The sequence below is a fragment of the Candidatus Thorarchaeota archaeon genome (assembly GCA_021498125.1).
Taxonomy (GTDB): Archaea; Asgardarchaeota; Thorarchaeia; order Thorarchaeales; family Thorarchaeaceae; genus B65-G9.
The window spans coordinates 1,047,825-1,066,977 of record JAIZWL010000001.1 but is presented as its reverse complement, the minus strand read 5'-3'; the positions used below and the strand labels follow the sequence as shown (position 1 = coordinate 1,066,977).

At 48.8% G+C, this 19,153-nt stretch carries 21 protein-coding genes; 9 read left to right on the top strand and 12 right to left on the bottom strand.

The genetic code is table 11. From position 1 onward, the window contains the following. The first annotated feature begins 3 nt into the window (after positions 1-3). A complete protein-coding gene (locus tag K9W43_05220; protein MCF2136626.1) occupies positions 4-723 on the top strand; it encodes an acetoacetate decarboxylase family protein in 720 nt (239 codons plus the stop codon). An 11-nt stretch (positions 724-734) separates the two neighbouring features. Here the strand turns inward: K9W43_05220 and K9W43_05215 are convergent, their stop codons facing one another. Both K9W43_05215 and K9W43_05210 read right to left on the bottom strand, forming a co-directional pair. After that, complete coding sequence (locus K9W43_05215) at positions 735-2,447, bottom strand: hypothetical protein (protein MCF2136625.1); 1,713 nt, start codon at positions 2,445-2,447, stop codon at positions 735-737. Then, positions 2,444-3,214 (bottom strand): ABC transporter ATP-binding protein, encoded by a 771-nt coding sequence (locus tag K9W43_05210; protein ID MCF2136624.1) that lies wholly within the window; start codon positions 3,212-3,214, stop codon positions 2,444-2,446. Before K9W43_05210 ends, K9W43_05215 begins: the two co-directional genes overlap by 4 nt. 315 nt (positions 3,215-3,529) lie before the next feature. Between K9W43_05210 and K9W43_05205 the strand changes: the two genes are divergently transcribed. From K9W43_05205 to K9W43_05175, 7 genes are all read left to right on the top strand, one after another. Further along, positions 3,530-4,180 (top strand): XylR N-terminal domain-containing protein, encoded by a 651-nt coding sequence (locus K9W43_05205; GenBank protein ID MCF2136623.1) that lies wholly within the window; start codon positions 3,530-3,532, stop codon positions 4,178-4,180. A 13-nt stretch (positions 4,181-4,193) separates the two neighbouring features. After that, positions 4,194-4,556 carry a roadblock/LC7 domain-containing protein gene (locus K9W43_05200; protein MCF2136622.1) on the top strand — a complete coding sequence of 121 codons (363 nt, stop codon included), beginning with the start codon at positions 4,194-4,196 and terminating at the stop codon, positions 4,554-4,556. Between the two features lie 66 nt (positions 4,557-4,622). After that, positions 4,623-5,297: a hypothetical protein gene (locus K9W43_05195; protein ID MCF2136621.1), complete on the top strand. Its 675-nt coding sequence runs from the start codon at positions 4,623-4,625 to the stop codon at positions 5,295-5,297. 1 nt (position 5,298) lies between these two features. After that, complete coding sequence (locus tag K9W43_05190; protein ID MCF2136620.1) at positions 5,299-5,751, top strand: hypothetical protein; 453 nt, start codon at positions 5,299-5,301, stop codon at positions 5,749-5,751. Positions 5,752-5,761: 10 nt separating this feature from the next. After that, positions 5,762-6,184 (top strand): hypothetical protein, encoded by a 423-nt coding sequence (locus tag K9W43_05185; protein ID MCF2136619.1) that lies wholly within the window; start codon positions 5,762-5,764, stop codon positions 6,182-6,184. Positions 6,185-6,211: 27 nt separating this feature from the next. Further along, the gene (locus K9W43_05180; protein MCF2136618.1) at positions 6,212-6,580 is read left to right on the top strand and encodes a roadblock/LC7 domain-containing protein; all 369 of its coding nucleotides are present in this window, start codon (positions 6,212-6,214) and stop codon (positions 6,578-6,580) included. Between the two features lie 65 nt (positions 6,581-6,645). After that, a complete protein-coding gene (locus K9W43_05175; GenBank protein ID MCF2136617.1) occupies positions 6,646-7,722 on the top strand; it encodes a GHMP kinase in 1,077 nt (358 codons plus the stop codon). 2 nt (positions 7,723-7,724) lie between these two features. On the opposite strand, the gene ftcD is transcribed toward K9W43_05175, so the two are convergent. From ftcD to K9W43_05125, 10 genes are all read right to left on the bottom strand, one after another. Continuing rightward, positions 7,725-9,287, bottom strand: coding sequence for a glutamate formimidoyltransferase (gene ftcD / locus K9W43_05170; protein MCF2136616.1), 1,563 nt, complete (start codon positions 9,285-9,287; stop codon positions 7,725-7,727). Between the two features lie 91 nt (positions 9,288-9,378). Then, positions 9,379-10,314: a bifunctional 5,10-methylenetetrahydrofolate dehydrogenase/5,10-methenyltetrahydrofolate cyclohydrolase gene (locus K9W43_05165; GenBank protein MCF2136615.1), complete on the bottom strand. Its 936-nt coding sequence runs from the start codon at positions 10,312-10,314 to the stop codon at positions 9,379-9,381. Positions 10,315-10,326: 12 nt separating this feature from the next. Beyond that, on the bottom strand, positions 10,327-11,955 hold the full coding sequence (locus tag K9W43_05160; protein MCF2136614.1) for a formate--tetrahydrofolate ligase: 1,629 nt from the start codon (positions 11,953-11,955) through the stop codon (positions 10,327-10,329). A 112-nt stretch (positions 11,956-12,067) separates the two neighbouring features. After that, complete coding sequence (locus K9W43_05155) at positions 12,068-12,409, bottom strand: hypothetical protein (GenBank protein MCF2136613.1); 342 nt, start codon at positions 12,407-12,409, stop codon at positions 12,068-12,070. Between the two features lie 107 nt (positions 12,410-12,516). Then, on the bottom strand, positions 12,517-13,236 hold the full coding sequence (locus K9W43_05150) for an SAM-dependent chlorinase/fluorinase (GenBank protein MCF2136612.1): 720 nt from the start codon (positions 13,234-13,236) through the stop codon (positions 12,517-12,519). Between the two features lie 50 nt (positions 13,237-13,286). Then, positions 13,287-14,417: an ATP-NAD kinase family protein gene (locus K9W43_05145; protein ID MCF2136611.1), complete on the bottom strand. Its 1,131-nt coding sequence runs from the start codon at positions 14,415-14,417 to the stop codon at positions 13,287-13,289. Positions 14,418-14,486: 69 nt separating this feature from the next. Continuing rightward, complete coding sequence (locus tag K9W43_05140; GenBank protein MCF2136610.1) at positions 14,487-15,305, bottom strand: hypothetical protein; 819 nt, start codon at positions 15,303-15,305, stop codon at positions 14,487-14,489. A gap of 158 nt (positions 15,306-15,463) precedes the next feature. Then, positions 15,464-16,045 (bottom strand): hypothetical protein, encoded by a 582-nt coding sequence (locus tag K9W43_05135; protein ID MCF2136609.1) that lies wholly within the window; start codon positions 16,043-16,045, stop codon positions 15,464-15,466. 44 nt (positions 16,046-16,089) lie between these two features. Further along, on the bottom strand, positions 16,090-16,632 hold the full coding sequence (locus K9W43_05130; protein ID MCF2136608.1) for a GTP-binding protein: 543 nt from the start codon (positions 16,630-16,632) through the stop codon (positions 16,090-16,092). Between the two features lie 113 nt (positions 16,633-16,745). Beyond that, positions 16,746-17,546: an alpha/beta hydrolase gene (locus tag K9W43_05125; GenBank protein MCF2136607.1), complete on the bottom strand. Its 801-nt coding sequence runs from the start codon at positions 17,544-17,546 to the stop codon at positions 16,746-16,748. Positions 17,547-17,662: 116 nt separating this feature from the next. Between K9W43_05125 and glmM the strand changes: the two genes are divergently transcribed. Then, positions 17,663-19,033, top strand: coding sequence for a phosphoglucosamine mutase (gene glmM, locus K9W43_05120; protein ID MCF2136606.1), 1,371 nt, complete (start codon positions 17,663-17,665; stop codon positions 19,031-19,033). Positions 19,034-19,153: the final 120 nt, after the last annotated feature.

Genomic DNA, 19,153 nt, shown 5'->3' with positions numbered 1-19,153 from the left:
CAATTGAAAGAACAATTTAGTACACCGCTGACAAGTCCCCTGTATCCACCACCACCATATCATTATGATGATGCGAGATTATTCCTTGCCCTCTTCTACGCACCAGAGGAGTCACTCGCAGGTATACTCCCAGCACCACTCAGGCCACCAGATATGCCACTGATGGCTCTGCTCTTTGCGGAACAACCATGTAGAGAAACAGGAACTTTTACTGAAGGATCCGTTCTTGCTCAATGCATCTTTGACAATCCCGAGTCCGGTGAAGAAGAAGTGGGAGTGTACTTCGTGCACGACTGGGTCAATACTGATGTGGCCTTAGCGGCCGGGCGAGAAATCTGGGGATATCCACGTAAAATCGCAGAAACCTCATTAGAACTCGAGGACGACACATTAGTAGCAAAGGTTGTTCGGGATGGTGTGACTCTCCTGAAGGCCACATGCAAACTGGAGGAGGAAGGCGAATGGATCGATAGTGGTCCAAATGTCAATGCTCACCTGATACCAGAGGCAAGCGCGAAAGGCCATTCTGTCGCAGAGATCACAGCAGCATTCCTTGAATACACGATCAAGAACGGTCGCTCAGGAGACGTGGAAATAGAGATCCAGAGCGGACCGCGGGATGATCTGAGTCCGATAATGATCGATGGGACTATGGTAGGTCTCTACTTTGACACGGACATTGTAGTGCCACCAGCAAAGGTCATCTCCAAGATTCAGCTGTGACATGGATGGATTCACAGATACTTTTCAGCATCGATCGTTGCAAGAGCGACCCCTGCACTGTAAGAGTAACTATGCTCGATTCGATAACAGAGGAATGCATAACCAGCCAATACGAAGTAAGCTAGAAGCGGGCTGATGAAAACACCAACTCCAAGCAATACAATCATGCCGCCGAAACCAAAGATGAGCGGTACCAGTTGTGTCTTGATGGCAGACCATCCTTTCATTGGAGGCCGGACCGCTGCCCCTCGCTGCCGAAGAATCATCCGTTGAGCCTTGAAGTCCCCTCCAGTCGCTGCCTGTTTTGCTGCGTAGGCCCCAGATGCAAGGGTCGTAAAGGCCGTGGCAATAATGAGCAAGGGTACATAGATCGCATACATTGGAGCAAGAATGATGACAAACACCGAGGTAATGATCGAGACCCCTAGGATGAAGGGTAGGGCACTATACACCTTACCACGAACATATTCTTCCATATTTGCCGCGGCTAACTGTAGATTCATCAAGTTACTTCCCTCATAGACTGTCTCGTACCCGGCAAAAGCAATCCCATACGATGTGGCAAATTGTATGACAACCAACATCAGGCCAAGATAGGAGAGCGGACCAATCTCTTCGCTGAGAGTGAATATAGGAAAAAGAAAGAATATTGTAAAACGAAGAGGATTGAGCAGATATTGGGCCAGTACCCGTCCCTCACGCCGGATAGACGTGATATTGTACCAGAAAGAAACACTAATGGTCTGCGAGAGATGGATAAACCTGAAAGGCTGTGGATCCCAGCTGGTATGCTTTATTGTAATCTTCCGAGAGGAACTTCGTCGAGTGAAAACATTGAGCCAGCCTTCGTAGTGTGCCTTTTCTGAGACAATCGCATCAATATACAATACCAGACAGGCACCCAACAAGAAGAGACCTCCAAGGAGGATCTCGGTCATGGCAACGGACTGTCCGGTCAGCAGGGAGATAATAATGCGACTTTGGATGTAACCAGGAGTAATACTGGATGAGAGGCCAAAGGAAGCAAGTAATTGGATGAACTGATCGAAAACATGGGAGTCATCACTGCTAAAGTAGATAAAATAGTAATAAAATGCACTGAACAGAATTGCCAAGGATGTCAGCACAAAGTACCCCGCCTCTCTCAGCAATCGACGACCAGCGACGAGCCGTGAGATCCCCAGACCTACTAGACCACCAACTCCTACTCCAAAGACATTCAGTGAAAAAAGAAAGATGACATAGAGAGGAACTGAGATCACGGCCAGCACAAATGGGGAATACCAAGCCAGCATGATGATAATGGGCAATGAGATAGAGAACCAGAACAGAGAGCTCCAGATGACCAGAACAATGCTCTTGGCAAGAAATATCGTGCGAGTACGCAGAGGCATCACAAGAAGGTATTCCATTCGGCCGCTGTTACCAACTGTTGTGGCTGCGAACATAATAGAGCCAATAAACGAGAAGACCAAGAGGACATTTAGAAGCATAGCGAAAAAGTCGGTCCCATTCACGACGAATTGACTGACGGTGGCCCAGTCAAATAAAGAGAGGACTAGGAAGGAGATCACACTGACAACAATCGCGATACTCGGGAAGAGAACGATACTGAAGACCACTCCCCAATTCCGTTTCTTCTTGGACCGTTTTCCGGGCGGAGAGATACGACCATGCTGTGTGAGGTCCAACCGAAGTAGAAACCAGATCTCGGAGAGCGTCACTCGCCACCCACTTCCTCCAAGAACTTTGCGATCTGCTGTACATCAGGGCCGCCAGTCAATGAGAGAAATATCTCCTCAAGGGAACTCAGTCCTTTGGCCTTCTGACGAAGTGAGTCTATTGTCCCCTCAGCAATCAATTTGCCATGATCAATGATTCCAATTCGGTCACACATTCGCTCGGCAATCTCAAGCACATGTGTTGACAAGAGAATAGTGGCCCCGCGGCTACGAAGACCATTGAGTATCTCCTTGATCGTTGCCGCACCTTTTGGGTCAATTCCGGCCTGCACCTCATCGAGAATGAGGACACGAGGCTTGTGAATCAGTGCAGCGACCAGGCTCGTCTTTCGGGACATTCCTTTAGAATACGTTGAGATAAGATCATCACTCGCATCATAAATGTCCAAAAGCTGTAACAGTTCTTCAATCTCCGCATCACGCTCGGGGCCTCGGGGAATACGCCAGATATCTGCAACATAGTTGATGTACTCCCAGCCAGTGAGGCTCTCAGGTAGCACAGGTTCCTCAGGAACATACCCCATGACATGTTTAGCTGCCACACTCTCGGTACGAATATCATGACCAAGGACCCGTGCAGTACCCGATGTGGGCTTGAGAAGGCCAAGGATCATTCTCATAGTTGTAGACTTGCCCGAACCGTTTGGTCCTAGGAGACCATACATCTCACCAGAGTTCACCGTGAAATTAATGGCATCAACAGCTTTCAGTTCACCAAAAATCCTGGTCAGTTCCTGAACCTCAATCATAGAATTTCAAGCCCTGCTGCGTGCGTCATAGATATATGCTTTAGCCCCTCTCCGCAACATTCGTCACGAAGTGCCATTTTGTAAAGAAAATATAGCACAAAAATCCATCCAGAATTTGTTTATATGCCATAATATGCTGGAGAATAGTGACGCAAGTTAGACTCCGAGGGCCAACGGTACTCGAAACATTAGGGACTAATCCATGAAATGGATATTCGACAGATACAATCTGCTATGTAATCACTTACGTAATATGATGCAACAGAAAATAGCACCAGAAATGGTCACGGCCTTCGGATTCTGGAGTAGATTACAATGGTAAAGACAGTAGAAGCACCCCCAGAAATGCATGATCTAATTGAAACGATCGAGCAAAAGTATGAGGAACTCCTCAAGACAGAACTAATCTTCAAACCGGAAACAAGTCGAATTCATCTTCTTGGTAGTGAGGCAATGTTCATAGGTCTCAAGGCAATAGCCATCGACCTGAAAGATGAACTTGATCAAGTACTCGGAGAGGCAGGAAGAAACCTGTTGATCTATAGACTCGGACAGTCTTTCGGTAGATCCGAGGCTGAACGTTTGCTTCCAAAGCTGGGATTAGAAGACCTTCCTGCAAGAATAGCTGCGGGTCCAATCTGGGCGGCCTATTCAGGATTTGTAAGAGTCCGACTATTACCTGGTTCAGTTCTAGAGCCAAACGACAACTACTTTCTCTTCTACGAGCACCCCAATAACTTCGAGGCTGTTCATTGGCTGAAAGAGGGTCGAACATCAACGGAGCCCATTTGCTTCTTTAATGCAGGGTATTCATCAGGCTGGTGTTCGGTAGCATCCGGAGTTGAACTTGAGGCAGAAGAAATCCTCTGTGAGGCGAAAGGCGACAAAGCATGCCGTTTCATTATGTTCCCGCGAAGTAAGAGGATGGAATACATGGAACGAATTGATGAATATATCAACAAGTAGGAGATAATACACAATGAGCGCAAAGATAAAGAAACTCTCAGAAATCCTGAGTCAATTGATAGCAGATAGTGAGGTCGATGGCTGTGCTCTCGTAAGCACTAGAGGCCAACTAATGGCTGCTCAGCTAAGTAAGGAAGTCGATGAGAAGGCTGTTTCGGCCATGGCTGCAGCCCTCCTGTCAATTGGAAATCGTGTTGGAACCGCACTTGCTTCAGGGAATCCAAAGGGAATCCTCATTGAGGGCGAGCAGAAGATGGTCATTGTTCGAAGCATCGAGAAGGCCGTCATCATAGCCACAGCACCTGCGGATGCAAAAGTAGGCCTCATCGATTTTGAGATGGACAAGACAGTACAGGACATCAAGGAAACTCTATGAAACAACTAAGAATAATAGTTGCGACACATACATACATACAATACTTGTTGAGGAGACCCCCCGAAAATGCCCGCAGTTACTCTAAAGCCCTACGACTACAAGGTCTATGTAACAGGACCATTCCAAGCAGGGAAAACTACGCTCATTCATACACTCGATCCGAAAGCAATCTCTATTGAGCGAGAGATGCGGGAGGAATATAGGGGTGAAAAAGGGACTACAACCACGGGGTTCGATCTTGGACGGATCATATGGGTACGAAAGGAGCTATCACATGGTGGCCTCATCGTCCCAAAGGCCGAGTATGAGGCTGAAAAGGCGGAATACGAAGGATGGATAACCAGAGAGATCGAACTCCGAGGAGTTCCAGGACAGTTACACTTCAAGTTTGTGCGAGATACTATGAGAGCAAATACGGATGGCGTATTGATGGTTGTTGATTCCTCAGATTATGGAAAGATCGGAGACGCAAGTGCAATTCTTGCGGAAACTGTGGCAGCATTTGGCGATATCCCAATTGAAGTGATCGCCAATAAACAAGACAGGGATGATGCAGCAACACCAGAGGAAGTAGCATCGTGGTTAGGCGTAGAAAACGCCACAGGAATCAGTGCAAGAGAGCGCGAGGCGACAAAGGATGCATTGATTAAATTACTTCAGAAACTTGAAAAAACTAAATCCGAGACAGGAGAGGGTTCAGAGGGATCTATCGACGCATCTACGATTAGAGAGGCGAATTAAATTGAGTGATGATAGAAATCCAATCCCACCAGTACAAAAGATCCATGATCGACTCATCGATTTTGGTTCACGTGTTTCCGTTTGGGGCGTGATGGTGTTCACTATTGATGGATATGTAATTGCCCATCACAGCTCAGGTCAGATCCCCGAGGGCATTGAGATGGCCATAAGCAGCATGTCTGCGGGTCTGATCACAATATCGGAAGACTTCATCAGAATGATTGATGCTGCAAAGGTCTTCAAGGATGTACTAGTGGATTCTGTTGATGAATCAGGAGGGCCAGGTTTTTCGGTGTTTCTCGGCAATATCGCTGACAATGTTTTGATTGCATGCATATTTCCACGTACTACCCAATTAGGTCTGTTGACATTCGAGGTCGAAAATTTGAGGAAAGAAATCCGAGAGATAATCTCGGAGTGGGATGTAAAACTCCACAGTGAAACATTGACATAGGTGATATAATGTGACAGTATCAAAAGGAACAAGATTGGAAGGTGTCATCCATGAACTAGAGAAACACCTTGGCCATCGCCTGAAAAATTGTCTTATAACAAATGAGAGAGGCCTCATCATGGCAACTCTCAAGAACGAACAGTTTGAGAATGAACGTGCAGCCGCCATGATCTCATTAGCATCAGACTCGGCGCAGCGAATTTCCACACATGTTGAGATTGCGCCGCATGAGGCGATTAAAATTGAGGGACGTGAAGGAACGTTTGTGATCAACGAGTTTTTGGTAAAGAACCGAAGGTACAGGATTGGAGCATTATTGGAACGTGGAATCTTACCAAAAATCGCATCGTTTAGAGGATTGTTCCGAAAGAAAAACAGTGAGGATTACATGAGGGAAGCCGCATTGAAGGCTAAAAAGATTTTAGAAGAATAGAGGGTAACATAAAGAGGTGTTGGGGTATTGGCATTCAAACTAATAGAACTTGAAACAATTCTTAGAGACCTGATTCAAAAGTGTGATCTTGAAGCTCTTGCCATTGTAAGCACGAAAGGGCAAATGGTGTGCTCACTGATTCCTCAGACCATAACCGAAAAGGCTTTTTCAGCTATGGCTGCATCGCTTCAGTCCGTCGCAGATAGGGTGACACGAGAATTAGATGCGGGAACGCCAGAGATCATGATAATTGACGGAGCAGAAAAGACAATTATTATCATGGGTATAGGGAAGGCAGTACTGATCGGAACAGCCCCCATCGACTCGGGAATTGCATTAATCAGATTTGAGTTGTCAAACGCAATTGAGAATATTCGAAAGGTACTTTTTGAATGAGGTTCGTGACCTCATCAAGTTCTTTGGAAAAAAGAACCACTGAATGTGAGTGTGCTCACAACCAAATGACGACATTAAAGCCTTTTACAGTAAGAGCCCCCGGGCGAGTCTGTATTTTTGGGGAACATAGTGATTATCTAGGACTTGATGTGATTCCAGCAGCAATTAATCTCACCATAACTATGCGCGTGGTTCCCACCAAGTCTGAACAGATAACGGTCAGGTATCTTGATCTGAACAAGGAAGATACGTTCCAGACAGATGAGCGGGTGGAGTACAAAGATCATAGAGATTATGTCAGAGCCGCATTCAATGCCATGCGTGCCATTGGAGGCACCCCAACCACTGGCGCGGAGATTGAGGTGACAGGGACAATTCCACTGAGAGCTGGCCTCTCAAGCTCTTCAGCATTAACTGTAGCAGCAGTCCTCACAGCTGCACATCTGGGCAAGAAGAACATTGAGAGAAGGACTGTAGTGAACCTTGCCTATCAAGCAGAGGTGGAGGAGTTTCAAGAGAGAGGCGGAAATCAGGATCATATCGCATCGGTCTATGGAGGTCTCATCCACCTTAATTCGGAACTACAAAAGGTCACTCCACTGCCAGCCAAGATAGAAGGACTGATCATTGGGGATTCCAAGGAACAGAAAAGTGATACAGTAGGAGATTTGAAACGCATCCGGTCGATTGTGGAAGAGGGATACGCTGCTCTAAGAGAGAGCATACCCGGCTTTAATCCACAAACAACATCCATCAGAACCGTGCTCGAACACGCGGAATCGATATCAGACCGATGCAGGAAGATGACCATCGCGACCCTTCAAAATCGAGACCTGACAGCACGTGCTTATGCGCTAATGCGCTCACCGACACCGAGTCCTGAGTCTATAGGTGCGCTGATTGATGAGCATCATACAATTCTTAGAGATGGCCTTGAGAGATCGACTCCGAAGATCGAGAGGCTGATCGAGGCCGCTAAGCAGGCCGGAGCCCTTGGCTGCAAGATAAACGGTAGCGGCGGTGGTGGCTCAATGCTTGCGTATGCGCCCGGAAAAGAAACGGCTGTAATGGATGCCATAAAAGAAGCGGAGGGTGCACCTCTTCCCGTTGCTATTGGGCGAGGCGCAACTCTAATCGAATAGGCTTACTTGCTCTCTGCAAGCTCTTTTAGGCGGGCCTCTACTAGTTCGAGAACCTCTTCCTTGAGCTTGCGCCCGTCAGTGAGAATTTGTTCGATCTCCGCAGAGACCTTCTTCACAAATTGTTCATCCTGAACATTTCCGAGATTGATCCGGACGTTGAGAGCAGCACCCTCAATCGCAGCCATGAGAGCATGTGCTGCCACACCAGCATCGGTCACGGCGTTAATATTGCCCTTTTCAGCAGCGACCTTTGCGTGGGTGAGTGCATCAAGGGACTGACGCATCGTCTTTAACGGGACCTCAGCAGCACCTCTTGCGGCCTTGTCCAGTGCCTCTTCTTTGGCCTTTTTCTCCTCAGAGGTATCATCAGGCATTTTAAAGGCCTTTAGCAGGTGATCGAAGGCAGCAGAGTCCTCTTCGATCAGACCCATGAGAACACCACGATCGTTCTCCGCAGCATGTCTGTGCTTTAGCATCTCCTCTTTGACAGCTGCAAACTTGCGGCCAGAGAGCGAGAGCCCTGTCACCATGCAGACCAGCGCAGCACCATACGAACCGAGGAGTGCGGAAACACTGCCACCTCCAGGAGTGGGACGGGCGCGACGGATCTGATTTCCGAACTCAATAAGTGACATCTCAGTGAACGACTTGTCAGTGGGATCGGCACCTCCACCAAGATAGTACAGGTCGAGGATCATGGACTCGTCCAACTTCTCGGGCTGAACATAATACTTGAACGCATCAAGAATTGCAAAGAGAGGGATCATTCCCACAATCTCGGTCTCCACAACGGTGGCACCAAACCGGCGTGCCTCGTTCCTGACGACTTCAAGTACCTGATGAATCTTTGTTCGGCTTGGGTGTGTGAGATTCATTGAGACCTGCACCATGCCCTTGTCGGGGAGGTCAAGGCCCATTCCCTGAACATAGACAAATCCACCACTTGTCGCGCGAACGGCATCAGCACAGGCCTGAGCAACACGGACATCGGTGGTGTTTAGATTAGCATTGAATGCGATGAGAAAATTACGAGCTCCAGTGGCTGTACACCCAGCAGTCGGATGGATCTTTTTCGGGCCATAGTCAGGATCCTTAGCGGGGTCGGTACCTATCAGCTCACGCAGTCTCTCGAACTCACCAGCACGAATGTTTGGCAGGTCAACGCGGTCAGGGCGTGTGGCTGACTTTGCGTAGAGATAGACAGGAACATTGAATCGTGAAGAGTATTCTTCAGCGAACTCTTTAGAGAGCTCAATGCACTCGCCAATTGTCACACCGTGGAGGGGTATGAAAGGCACAACATCAACAGCACCCATCCGTGGATGGGCACCCTCATGCTTGTTGAGGTCGATCTTCTCGATAGCGACCTCGGCTGCACGCAAGGCAGCCTCTTTTACTTTCTGAGGCTCTCCAATGAATGTGAAGACAGACCGATTATGATCTGGGTCATGTTCAACATCAAGGAGGCGCACTCCCTCAACGCTCTTGACAGCTTCAGTCAGAGCATTGATCACGTCCATTCTTCGGCCTTCGGAAAAGTTCGGCACACATTCGACGATCTTCAACGGGCTCACCATGCGCGCACCGTTCGCCCGCATTGAAAAGGATTTGGGATTGAGAAATAATGAAGTGCCCACTAGTACAGTAGGTGAGCACTTAGCTTACAAACAGTCCATAACCAATTGCATCCGAGGTCAGAATATTAGTTCTGGCCATCTGGAACGAGTATGCTGCAAGGACGTTCTTGAGAAGCATGGCGATCGTCATTGGCCCCACACCTCCCGGGACAGGAGTGATATATGCGGCCTTACATTTGATAGCCTCAAAATCACAATCGCCGAAGGGACTTGCCACATCAATGACTATTGCACCCTCCTTCACCATGTCTGCTGTGATAAAGTAGGGGTCATCAACCGATGTTCTACGGCCCACTGCACTGATGAGAATGTCCGCCTGACGTGTGATCGAGGGGAGATCCTTTGTACGCGAGTGCGCAACTGTCACGGTGATGTTACGATTTAGAAGCAGCATAATGAGCGGTTTGCCCACAATGGTTGACCGATTCACGATCACGGCATGCATCCCTGCAAGGTCGATCCCAAGATGGTCAAGCATCGTGACAATCCCCTGTGGGGTGGCTGCACTGAGAAGCTCACTCCCATAGAACAGACGATAGATGTTTTGTGGCGAGAACCCGTCAACGTCCTTGTCGGGATGAATCGCACTGATGATCGTCTCCTCGTCTATATGCTTGGGGAGAGGAAGCTGGACAAGTATCCCATGAACATTGGGATCGGTATTGAGCCGGCGTATCAGATTGAGAAGCTCGTCTTGAGTAGTATCCTCGGGGAGATTGTGGCCCTCAGAGAGTATGCCCACACGTTTGCACGCTTTGTGCTTCATGCGGACATACATCTGAGATGCGGGATTATCACCCACTATGACCGTGACCAGCTTGGGAGGTATGCTATGAAGCTCTGTGAGGCGCTCTACCTCGATACCTATTTCCTTGCGAATCTTCTTTGACAGAGCCTTACCATTGATAACATGTGCCTCACAATAGTCTTCAGGCCGAAGATCTAGCAATGCCATAGGATTACCCTCTTAGAATACTCCATTGATTGTTCCATCATCATCAAGTGACATTCCAAAGGCTGACGGCTCCTTGGGCAGACCGGGCATGAGGTTCACATCACCCATATAGACAATGACAAACCCTGCACCAGCACTGACATCAACATCTCTCACGAAGACCTTGAAGCCAGAAGGACGACCGATCAGTTTGGGATTGTCTGAGAGGCTGTATTGGGTCTTGGCAATACAGATAGGAAGTGACTTGTACCCGCGTTTCTCTAGAGAGCGAATCTTACGTTTTACACCGTCACCAAAAGTGACACCATCGGCCCCGTAGACCTTGGTTGCAACCTTCTCGATCTTCGTGGCAAGACCATCCTCCAGATCGTATGTGTACTTCATATCTGCCGAGCTGTTCTCGAGAGTCTTGACAACTGCTGAGGCAAGGTCAAGAGCTCCGTCACCGCCTTTGACATAGACCTCGGAAACCTCCATGCTCCAGCCATGCTCAGAACAATATGATCTGAGAATGTCTATCTCCTCGTCGGTATCATCAGGGAATTTGTTTAGAGCCACAACAGCAGGAAGACCAAATGCGGCAATATTCTCCATATGTTTCTCAAGATTGGGAAGACCGGCCTTCAGGTCACCATCCCCATGAAGCTTGAGAGCGCGCATGGTCGTCACGACAACAACACCATCAAGTGAATAGCCTCCGGCACGGGTCACGATATTGATGAACTTCTCAGCACCAAGATCCGCACCAAAACCGGCCTCAATGACCACATAGTCAAAGAGCCTGAGTGCAATGTCTGTAGCGACCACAGAATTAGTACCGTGGGCAATGTTTGCAAATGGTCCTGCATGAATTATTGCAGGAGTGCCCTCGGAGGTCTGTACAAGGTTGGGTTTCATTGCATCTCGGAGTATGACGCTCATGGCACCCTCTGCTCTGAGGTCTCGTGCAAAGACCTCTTTGAGATCATGATTTCGCGCAACAAGGATACGACCCAATCGCTCTTTGAGATCAGGATAGTCCTTGGCGAGTGCTAAAATGGCCATGATCTCAGAGGCGGGCGTGATGACAAACGACTCCTCTCGGGGATACCCGTTCTTCCGACCACCTAGACCGACTATGATGTTACGTAGTGCTCTGTCATTCATGTCCACTGCGCGAGGCCAATAGATACGACGAACATCAATACCGAGTTCGTTTCCGTGATACACGTGATTGTCAATCATCGCCGAGAGAAGACTGTGTGCTGCACTCACTGCCGGAAAGTCCGCAGTGAACAGGAGATTGATTCTCTCAGCAGGAAGCACTTGCGACTTGCCGCCTCCAGCAGCTCCGCCCTTCACGCCAAAGACCGGGCCGAGCGAAGGCTCGCGGAGAGTGACGACTGTATTATGACCCAGTTTATTGAGGGCCATTGAGAGGCCGATCGATGTCGTAGTCTTACCCTCACCTGCCTTGGTAGGGGTGGTTGCAGTCACCAGAATGAGCTTCCCCTTTCGTTCGCCAAGGGTCTTGCGTAGACGGAGATCGATCTTTGCCATGTATTTACCATAAGGCTCGATAAATTCAGCGGGGATTCCAGCCCGCTCTGCTACCTCAGTTATTTGCTTCATGCTAAAGGACACCAGCTGTTCAGACCTCATGGAGGTATTGTGTACAAAAAAAGCACAATTGCTCATAAGCTATGCTCTATCGGCCATCAATTTTTTGAAAAAAGGAAACACTGACGAACCACAAGTCCGTCAGAAGAAGCTGTTAATACGAGCCGGTCTCGACCTTCCACTCTCCATCTTCCTTGATGAGGTGGATAGGAACTGGCTGACCCCTTTGAGAGCCATCACGATTGAAACGTTTAAAGAATAGTTTGCAGTAGTCAGGTTTCTCACGGTCCACGTGATCAAATTTGTAGTATACACCATACTGTTCCCAATAGCGACGACCAGTATCCCACCAGAAGTCCGCGGAGTCACCACGTGTCCTGTTAACAGCGCCTTTTCGTCTACTCTTGCAGATAGTCTCGGCCCACTTCACCTTGTCCTCTTGTTGTAGAAGATCATAGTGACGCTGGGCAACCTTGATTGCGTCTTCAATTGACATAGATATCATCCAAATTAGTTGAACAGATTTAATCATAAATGATACTTTTTAAGACTAATGTGGCTGAATCTCCAATCACGGAGAGGCCATGGTTCAATATAGGTCACCTATTTGATCCGGATAATATCACCAGGTTGTGTTGCCAGTACCTTAACGGCCGACGAGTTCTTCATAGAGATCTCCAAAGTGCCAGCACTGCCTGTGATAAGGAACAGATCATCATCAGGGCCTTCTGCATAGATTGGGTGCCATGAGATATCACGCGTAACATCATTCAGACGAAGAGAGTATGTTGCCTTATTGAGAGGCGGTAGATTAGTGACAATGTTCCCAAATCGGTCGATCCGCACAACTTGACCCTCACGACCATCAAGATGAAACTCCAGTGGGACCTTCAGACCATCAATGTATTCTCCCAGTCTACGACTCGCTCCACCTTTATACAGATAGGCGGCCATCCTTGCAAACACATCTCGCCCGTGAAAGGTCGGTGCATCGGAGTCCAAGACCTTTATTGAGAATACCTGTTCGATACCGTCATCCATCGCAGCAGGGAACAGTAGTCCATTGTCAGGGCCAATAAAGGAGTAATTCTTTGTCTTGACCAAGACCGAACCTCGCCCACTTCCAACACTTGGATCCACCACTGCTACGAAGATCGTTCGTGGCGGGAAAAATTTGTAGCTCCTGAAGAGGACCCATGCACCCTCGATCACAGATTGCGGTGTGATAGAGTGAGTCAGATCAACAATACGGACATCTTCGCAGATGCCATAGATTGCTCCCTTCATCATCCCAACATATTCGGACTCGCCAAAGTCGGACATGAGCACGATCATCCAATCACCTCGAATATGGGATAATTGGAACATCATCCTTATTCTACTTTCACCAGACGAACCTCATTGTAATCAGTGATGACTCGGATGTACCCTCTCAACATCTCATCGACCTCGGGATCGCCTGTATCAACCTTCAGGGTCTTCCCCTCAATCCCCTTCAACTTGCCCGGAGTACTAAGAACGCGAATCCGGTCCTTACCGACCAGCCGGATGATCTTGGGGCTAATCTGCTGGTTACCACGACCAAACAGCATACCCTGATGACCAATTGGCGAGACCACGATCCATGTCGTTTTGGGGTCTTTGACCAACTCAAGCAAGCGCTTCTCGTTCACGTCATTATAGACGGTTCCATCGTGATAGACATCGACTCCAAGGACTGTCTTTTTGATCTCAAGTAGATCAGCAAGTGTCTTGACTGTCGTGCCAGGGCCAAGGATATACATCTCGCCGGATTCCATATTATCAATTATATAACGCGCAATTGATTCCTGCGCCTCATGTTCGTTGACGGTCTCAGGGCTTGCCTGCTTGGCGCCCTGAAAACGAGCAGGGACCGCGGGAGCCTTGAGATAACCATACAATCTGATGACAAATCGATCTTGACGGTAAGCCTCTTCATCAGCGTCCATAATCTCAAAGTCGGCAGGATGGGCGGTTCCCTGAGAGACCAGCCGGACGACCTCAGCTGCATCCTTGGGATTGACGACAAAGATGCCTGAGTACATCTTGACTCCGGAGGGGACACCCAAGACAAGTAGATCATCAAGACCGTTCTCATTTACACTATCAAGAATGTCGCGGGCGGTCCCATCACCGCCAACAAAGATGAGAAGGCGAACTCCTGCTGCATAGAGAGCTGCAACACACGCTCGCGTATCGGCCGAAGAGGTTGGTTGGCCAATGGAGGCATCGACCGTCTCAAAGGGCAGACCGCTCGCTTGTACATGGTCTTCGCCCATTGCGCCGGGACAAGTGATGATATTCAATTGCATATCTTGGATAGAACCTAAGGACTTGAGTGCTTGAAGAAACTCGCTGGCACGAATTGGAGCAACTGGTTCTGCCCCTCGCTTGATCGCCTCATCAAGAACACCATCTGTACCCTTCAGTCCGACTCGGCCGCCCATTCCGGCGATTGGATTTACAAGAAGACCTAGTTTCATTGGTTAGACCTCCACCAAGGAACGTTTGAGTGTCTGCTGAGGCTATATCCATTGTGATGAGCACATACATCACAGTCTACCAAGAATACGAAGGGTCTCCTGTAGCACATGATAACCATGAGCCACGATCTGTCTATAGGCAGTGGTACTCTCAAGACCAGACAAAAATAGATCCCAGCCAGCCTCGTAATATTGACGATAGTGAGAGGCGAGATCATCATACCCTCTCGCCTCAAGCTCTTGCAGAATGCGTGTTCGGTTCCAGCTCCATACCTCAAGCGGATCAGGATGAGATTGTGTGAGCAGACGGAATGGTGCAGGAGACACTCGCCAGCTCAACCGTCGGACAAGGACCCAGTAGTCAGGACCGGACCGATCTACAAGACTGAGAGGAATCCCCTGGACGATTGGCTCGTACTCTTCGATACGCCACCGGTCCACGAATCGGACTTTTTCAGGGGGGACTTGCTTCTCGGGAGGGAGAGTACCAAAGACGGGGCGAATATCCGCGAGCCGAGGTGGTGTGTACCACTCTTCATGCATCATTGTGTTGAGGACTGTGATCTGAGACCGCGGATAATGGAGAGGATGCGGCTCGATTGCCTTGAAACGTCGTTCATGCTCCACAAGGATATCAAGCGACCGTTGAAGTGGATCATCATGGCCTGTGAAAAAATCCGTGTCATCTCGAAAGTAGATGTGGATATCCACGTCGCTCAGCATAGGCACATAGTCAATAGGGGAATCCCACGCCTTGACCGCGGAGCCTTTAGCATACATGTACTCGACCGAGTCACCAAGGATGCCGCGAAATGTCTCAGACCACGCCTGAATACAGACACGAATATCATGACGCGCCTGTTTATGAAGAAGAGAATAGTCAGCCATGGATGAAGTAGCATCGGCATTCCAAAATTACTCTATCGCAAGACCGAGTTCTATTCGTTTAGTGAGCCCATACATCAGCAGCTGCAGCGATCTTGTAAGGGATGTTAGCTTGTTGAAACGAATTGGAGAATTTAGATCATTACAGTGACTGGTGATGACTACTTCAACGCCCCCACTATAGCAGCCGTCTGGAACCAGAACGCAACACGCAAGAGTACCTCTTCCAGAAATTTCTCCTTATCGGCCGGAGTCACATCCTTAGGCCATCGCTTTCTTCGGTAAGCATCAAACTTCTCGAAAGTCTTGCCATATTGGGTCGTCAGGGGAAGCTCCACCCGCTTATCGCAGACCGTATTGAGTGCTCGAATAAACAGGGCAAAGTCAAGATCCATCTTAAGGAGCCATCTGCGGATAGCAGGAAAGAATTTCTGCCCATCTATCTCGTCCCACGGTAAGGACTTGATCCCCTCACGATCTGCACCATTAACACGCTGACTATTGAACTTGCAATCCTTAGTGACCGTACAGCGGGCCCGTGCCCAGATCTGACTGTGCGCGGTCCAGACAGCAATCTCATGAGCCCCCTTCTTTTTCATCATCTCTTTGTGATGCCCCGCTGGAAAGGAGATCTCCAGTATCTTCTGCTCTTTGAAACGCCCCTTATGTTTTAGATAGAGGTCAAGAGCCCAAGCGATAGGGGGGATAGTATTAGCTGCATAGTATTCGTCAGGATTGGCCATGGTAGTCTCTACCTGTAAAATGGCTGGTACGTAATAATCGCTTGCTAATGGGATTTTTGACGGTTATCAACGAGAATCTTCGCAAGCTGCTCAAAGACATCCAAGATGCCCTCACCCGTCTTTGCTGAAGATTCCACATAGGGCATGTTATGGCTCTTTGCGAACTCACGCCCCTCTTCGACCGAGATGACTCTGTCAGGAAGATCGGTCTTGTTAGCAACGAGAACAAGAGGTATGGTCTTTCCCACTGCCTTTTCAAGTTCTGAGAGCCACTCTTCAAGAACAATGAACGTCCTTCGACGAGTCACATCATATACCAGAAGCCCACCACTCGAACCACGATAGTACATGGGTCTAAGGATCTGAAAACGCGACTGCCCCGCTACGTCCCATATCTGTAATTTAACAGTAAGGCGACCCTCTTTTGTGGCAATCTCGAGGTTTTTCACGGCAAATTGGCTTCCAATGGTAGTGCGATAGTCAGTTCTGAAAAAACCGTGTGAGAAACGAGTAACAATTGCCGTCTTTCCAACAGCGCCCTCGCCTAATACAACGACCTTGAAGAGGTAATCATAGGTACTACTCATTCCATATTCACCTATTGGTTGGGACGACTAACTGCTTAGGTCTATTCCCGCGTTAATAATCTTTTGTGGCCAACTACTTTGACAATATTAACAACACTTCGTTGCACATCAATTTATTGCCCGAGAAATTTACGGTCGGCCCATGTTAAAAACTTACCAAGTAATCTATTGAACTCCGTGGGTTGCTGAACCATAGGGCAGTGATCCGAGCCTCGGACAATAGCAATATCCGCACGGGGCAGTTCCTTGACAAGCTGTTCTGCAATCACAGGGGGAATAATGTCGTCATCATCCCCATGAATGACAAAGACTGGAAGGTCAATCTCATGCACCCGGTCGGAGATGTCAAACCGATCACACGCCCGCAGATCCCGCTGAACCATCTCAGGATGCTCCCGTTTACGATCCTCCTCGGCCTTCCAGATCTTGTATGCCATTGACTCTTTGTCGGTCACTCGTTTCTTAATGAGAAACAGGTAGCTCTCTATGGTCTCGATAAAGAGGCCAGGTGCCAGTTTGGAGAGGTCGAGATCAGGAGAAGTATCAACAAGACCTAACGCAACTGGTACACGTTGTGGACGACTCAGAACATAGGCCATAACGGCACCACCGCCCATTGAGTGCCCCACCAACACAAACTTCTCAAGTCCAAGATTGTCAAGAAGGGCGCCAATCTCAAGGCCAAACCCATTAATGATGTCAGCCTCGCCTTGAGCCTTTTCAGACTGGCCATGACCAGAGAGGTCAAGCGCGATGACTCGGCGGTTCTTGCTGAACTCCTCGATTTGAAGAGTCCAGATCGTATGTGATGATCCAGCGCCGTGAACGAGAACTACTGGAAGACCACACTGAGAGTCACAGTTGTTCACATCTATATAATGAAGCTTGAGACCATTGTATTCAAAGAACGGCATAGAAGATCACTGAGTGAGAGACATTTTGGTCTGAATATAGATGTATTCGGGATATTATGAAAAGTCCCTTGAGTTATCTTTTTGACCAGGGGCAACAGTGCATATTACGAGCGACCATGACCGGGAAGCTATTTGGCACCACAGGTATCAGAAAGATCTATGGAAAAGAGTTTGATATCGAGATGGCTCTTGATCTCGGGAAGGCTCTTGGCACATACTTGAAAGATGGAACCGTGCTCTTGGCACATGATGCACGCATGACGGGGAAGATGATCGCGGATGCAATGGCTGCGGGAATCATGTCCACCGGAGTGAATGTTGAGTATGCAGGGCTTCTACCGACGCCCACGCTTGCCTTCGCCACCAGACTCCACGAGTTTGATACAGGTGTGATGATCACAGCATCTCACAATCCTCCTGAATATACCGGGATCAAGTTCTGGAGAGGAGATAGCAGAGGATATGCACCAGAAGAAGAACGAAGACTTGAAGAGATCTACACCAGCAGACAGTTTCAGGTCGCCGAGTGGAACAGCCTTGGGCGAAGGGGCATAATAGAGACCGCTGTAGACGAACATATCGAGCAGTTGCTCGGTCACTGTGATAGTGAGGCAATTGCACAGAGACAATTCAAGGTCGTAGTAGACCCGGGAAATGGTGCGTCCTGCGTTCTGACCCCCTATTTGATCCAGCGACTCGGATGCAAGGTCATCAGTATCAACAGTCAACCGGATGGCCATTTTCCCGGTCGCAAGTCCGAACCCGATGAGTCATCATTGGGCGACCTTGCCAACCTTGTCAAGACAGCAGGTGCCGACTTGGGAATTGCCCACGATGGGGACGCGGATCGTGTTGTCTTTGTGACCGAAGAGGGAGAGGTGATCCGGAGCGACAGGACAATAGCGCTCTTGGCAAAGACCATGCTCAAGGAGTCCAAGAACAAGACCATTGTGACAACCGTAGACAGTTCACTGGCCCTTGATGAGACCGTGACAGAAGCGGGTGGCAAGATCATTCGCACTCCAGTCGGTGATATCCAAGTGGCGATCAAGATGGAGGAGACCAACGCCATCTTTGGAGGCGAGGCCTGTGGAGTGTTCATCTTTCCAGAGTTGCATATGGCTCCAGAACCGTTCCTCGCGGCCTGTAAGATCCTTGAACTGATGGCGCTAACTGGACGCTCTTTTGGAGACCTCATCTCAGAGATACCGGTCTACCCATTGAAAAAGACAAAGATCCCGTGCCCGAATGAGCGCAAGAGCGAGGTCATGAGACAGTTGGCAGAACTATTCCCTCAACAGATGCCCGACCTTGTTGATCTCTTGACAGTTGACGGGCTGGGAATGACTCTGAAAGAGGGATGGGTGCTTGTGAGACCCTCAGGCACAGAACCAGTGATCCGTATCACCTGCGAGGGGCCACGAGCAGAGATAGTCGATGACATTCTAGATCGCGCAAAAAGAGTCGTCGAAGAGGCCGTATCGTGAAAAGAGCATAGCCCTCCCAACAATGTTTATAGCAAGAACGGGAAGATTCAATTTGATAATAGGTTGCAAATAGCAACACACGTGAACATACTTGGACAGAAGGACAGCGGATGCTCAGAT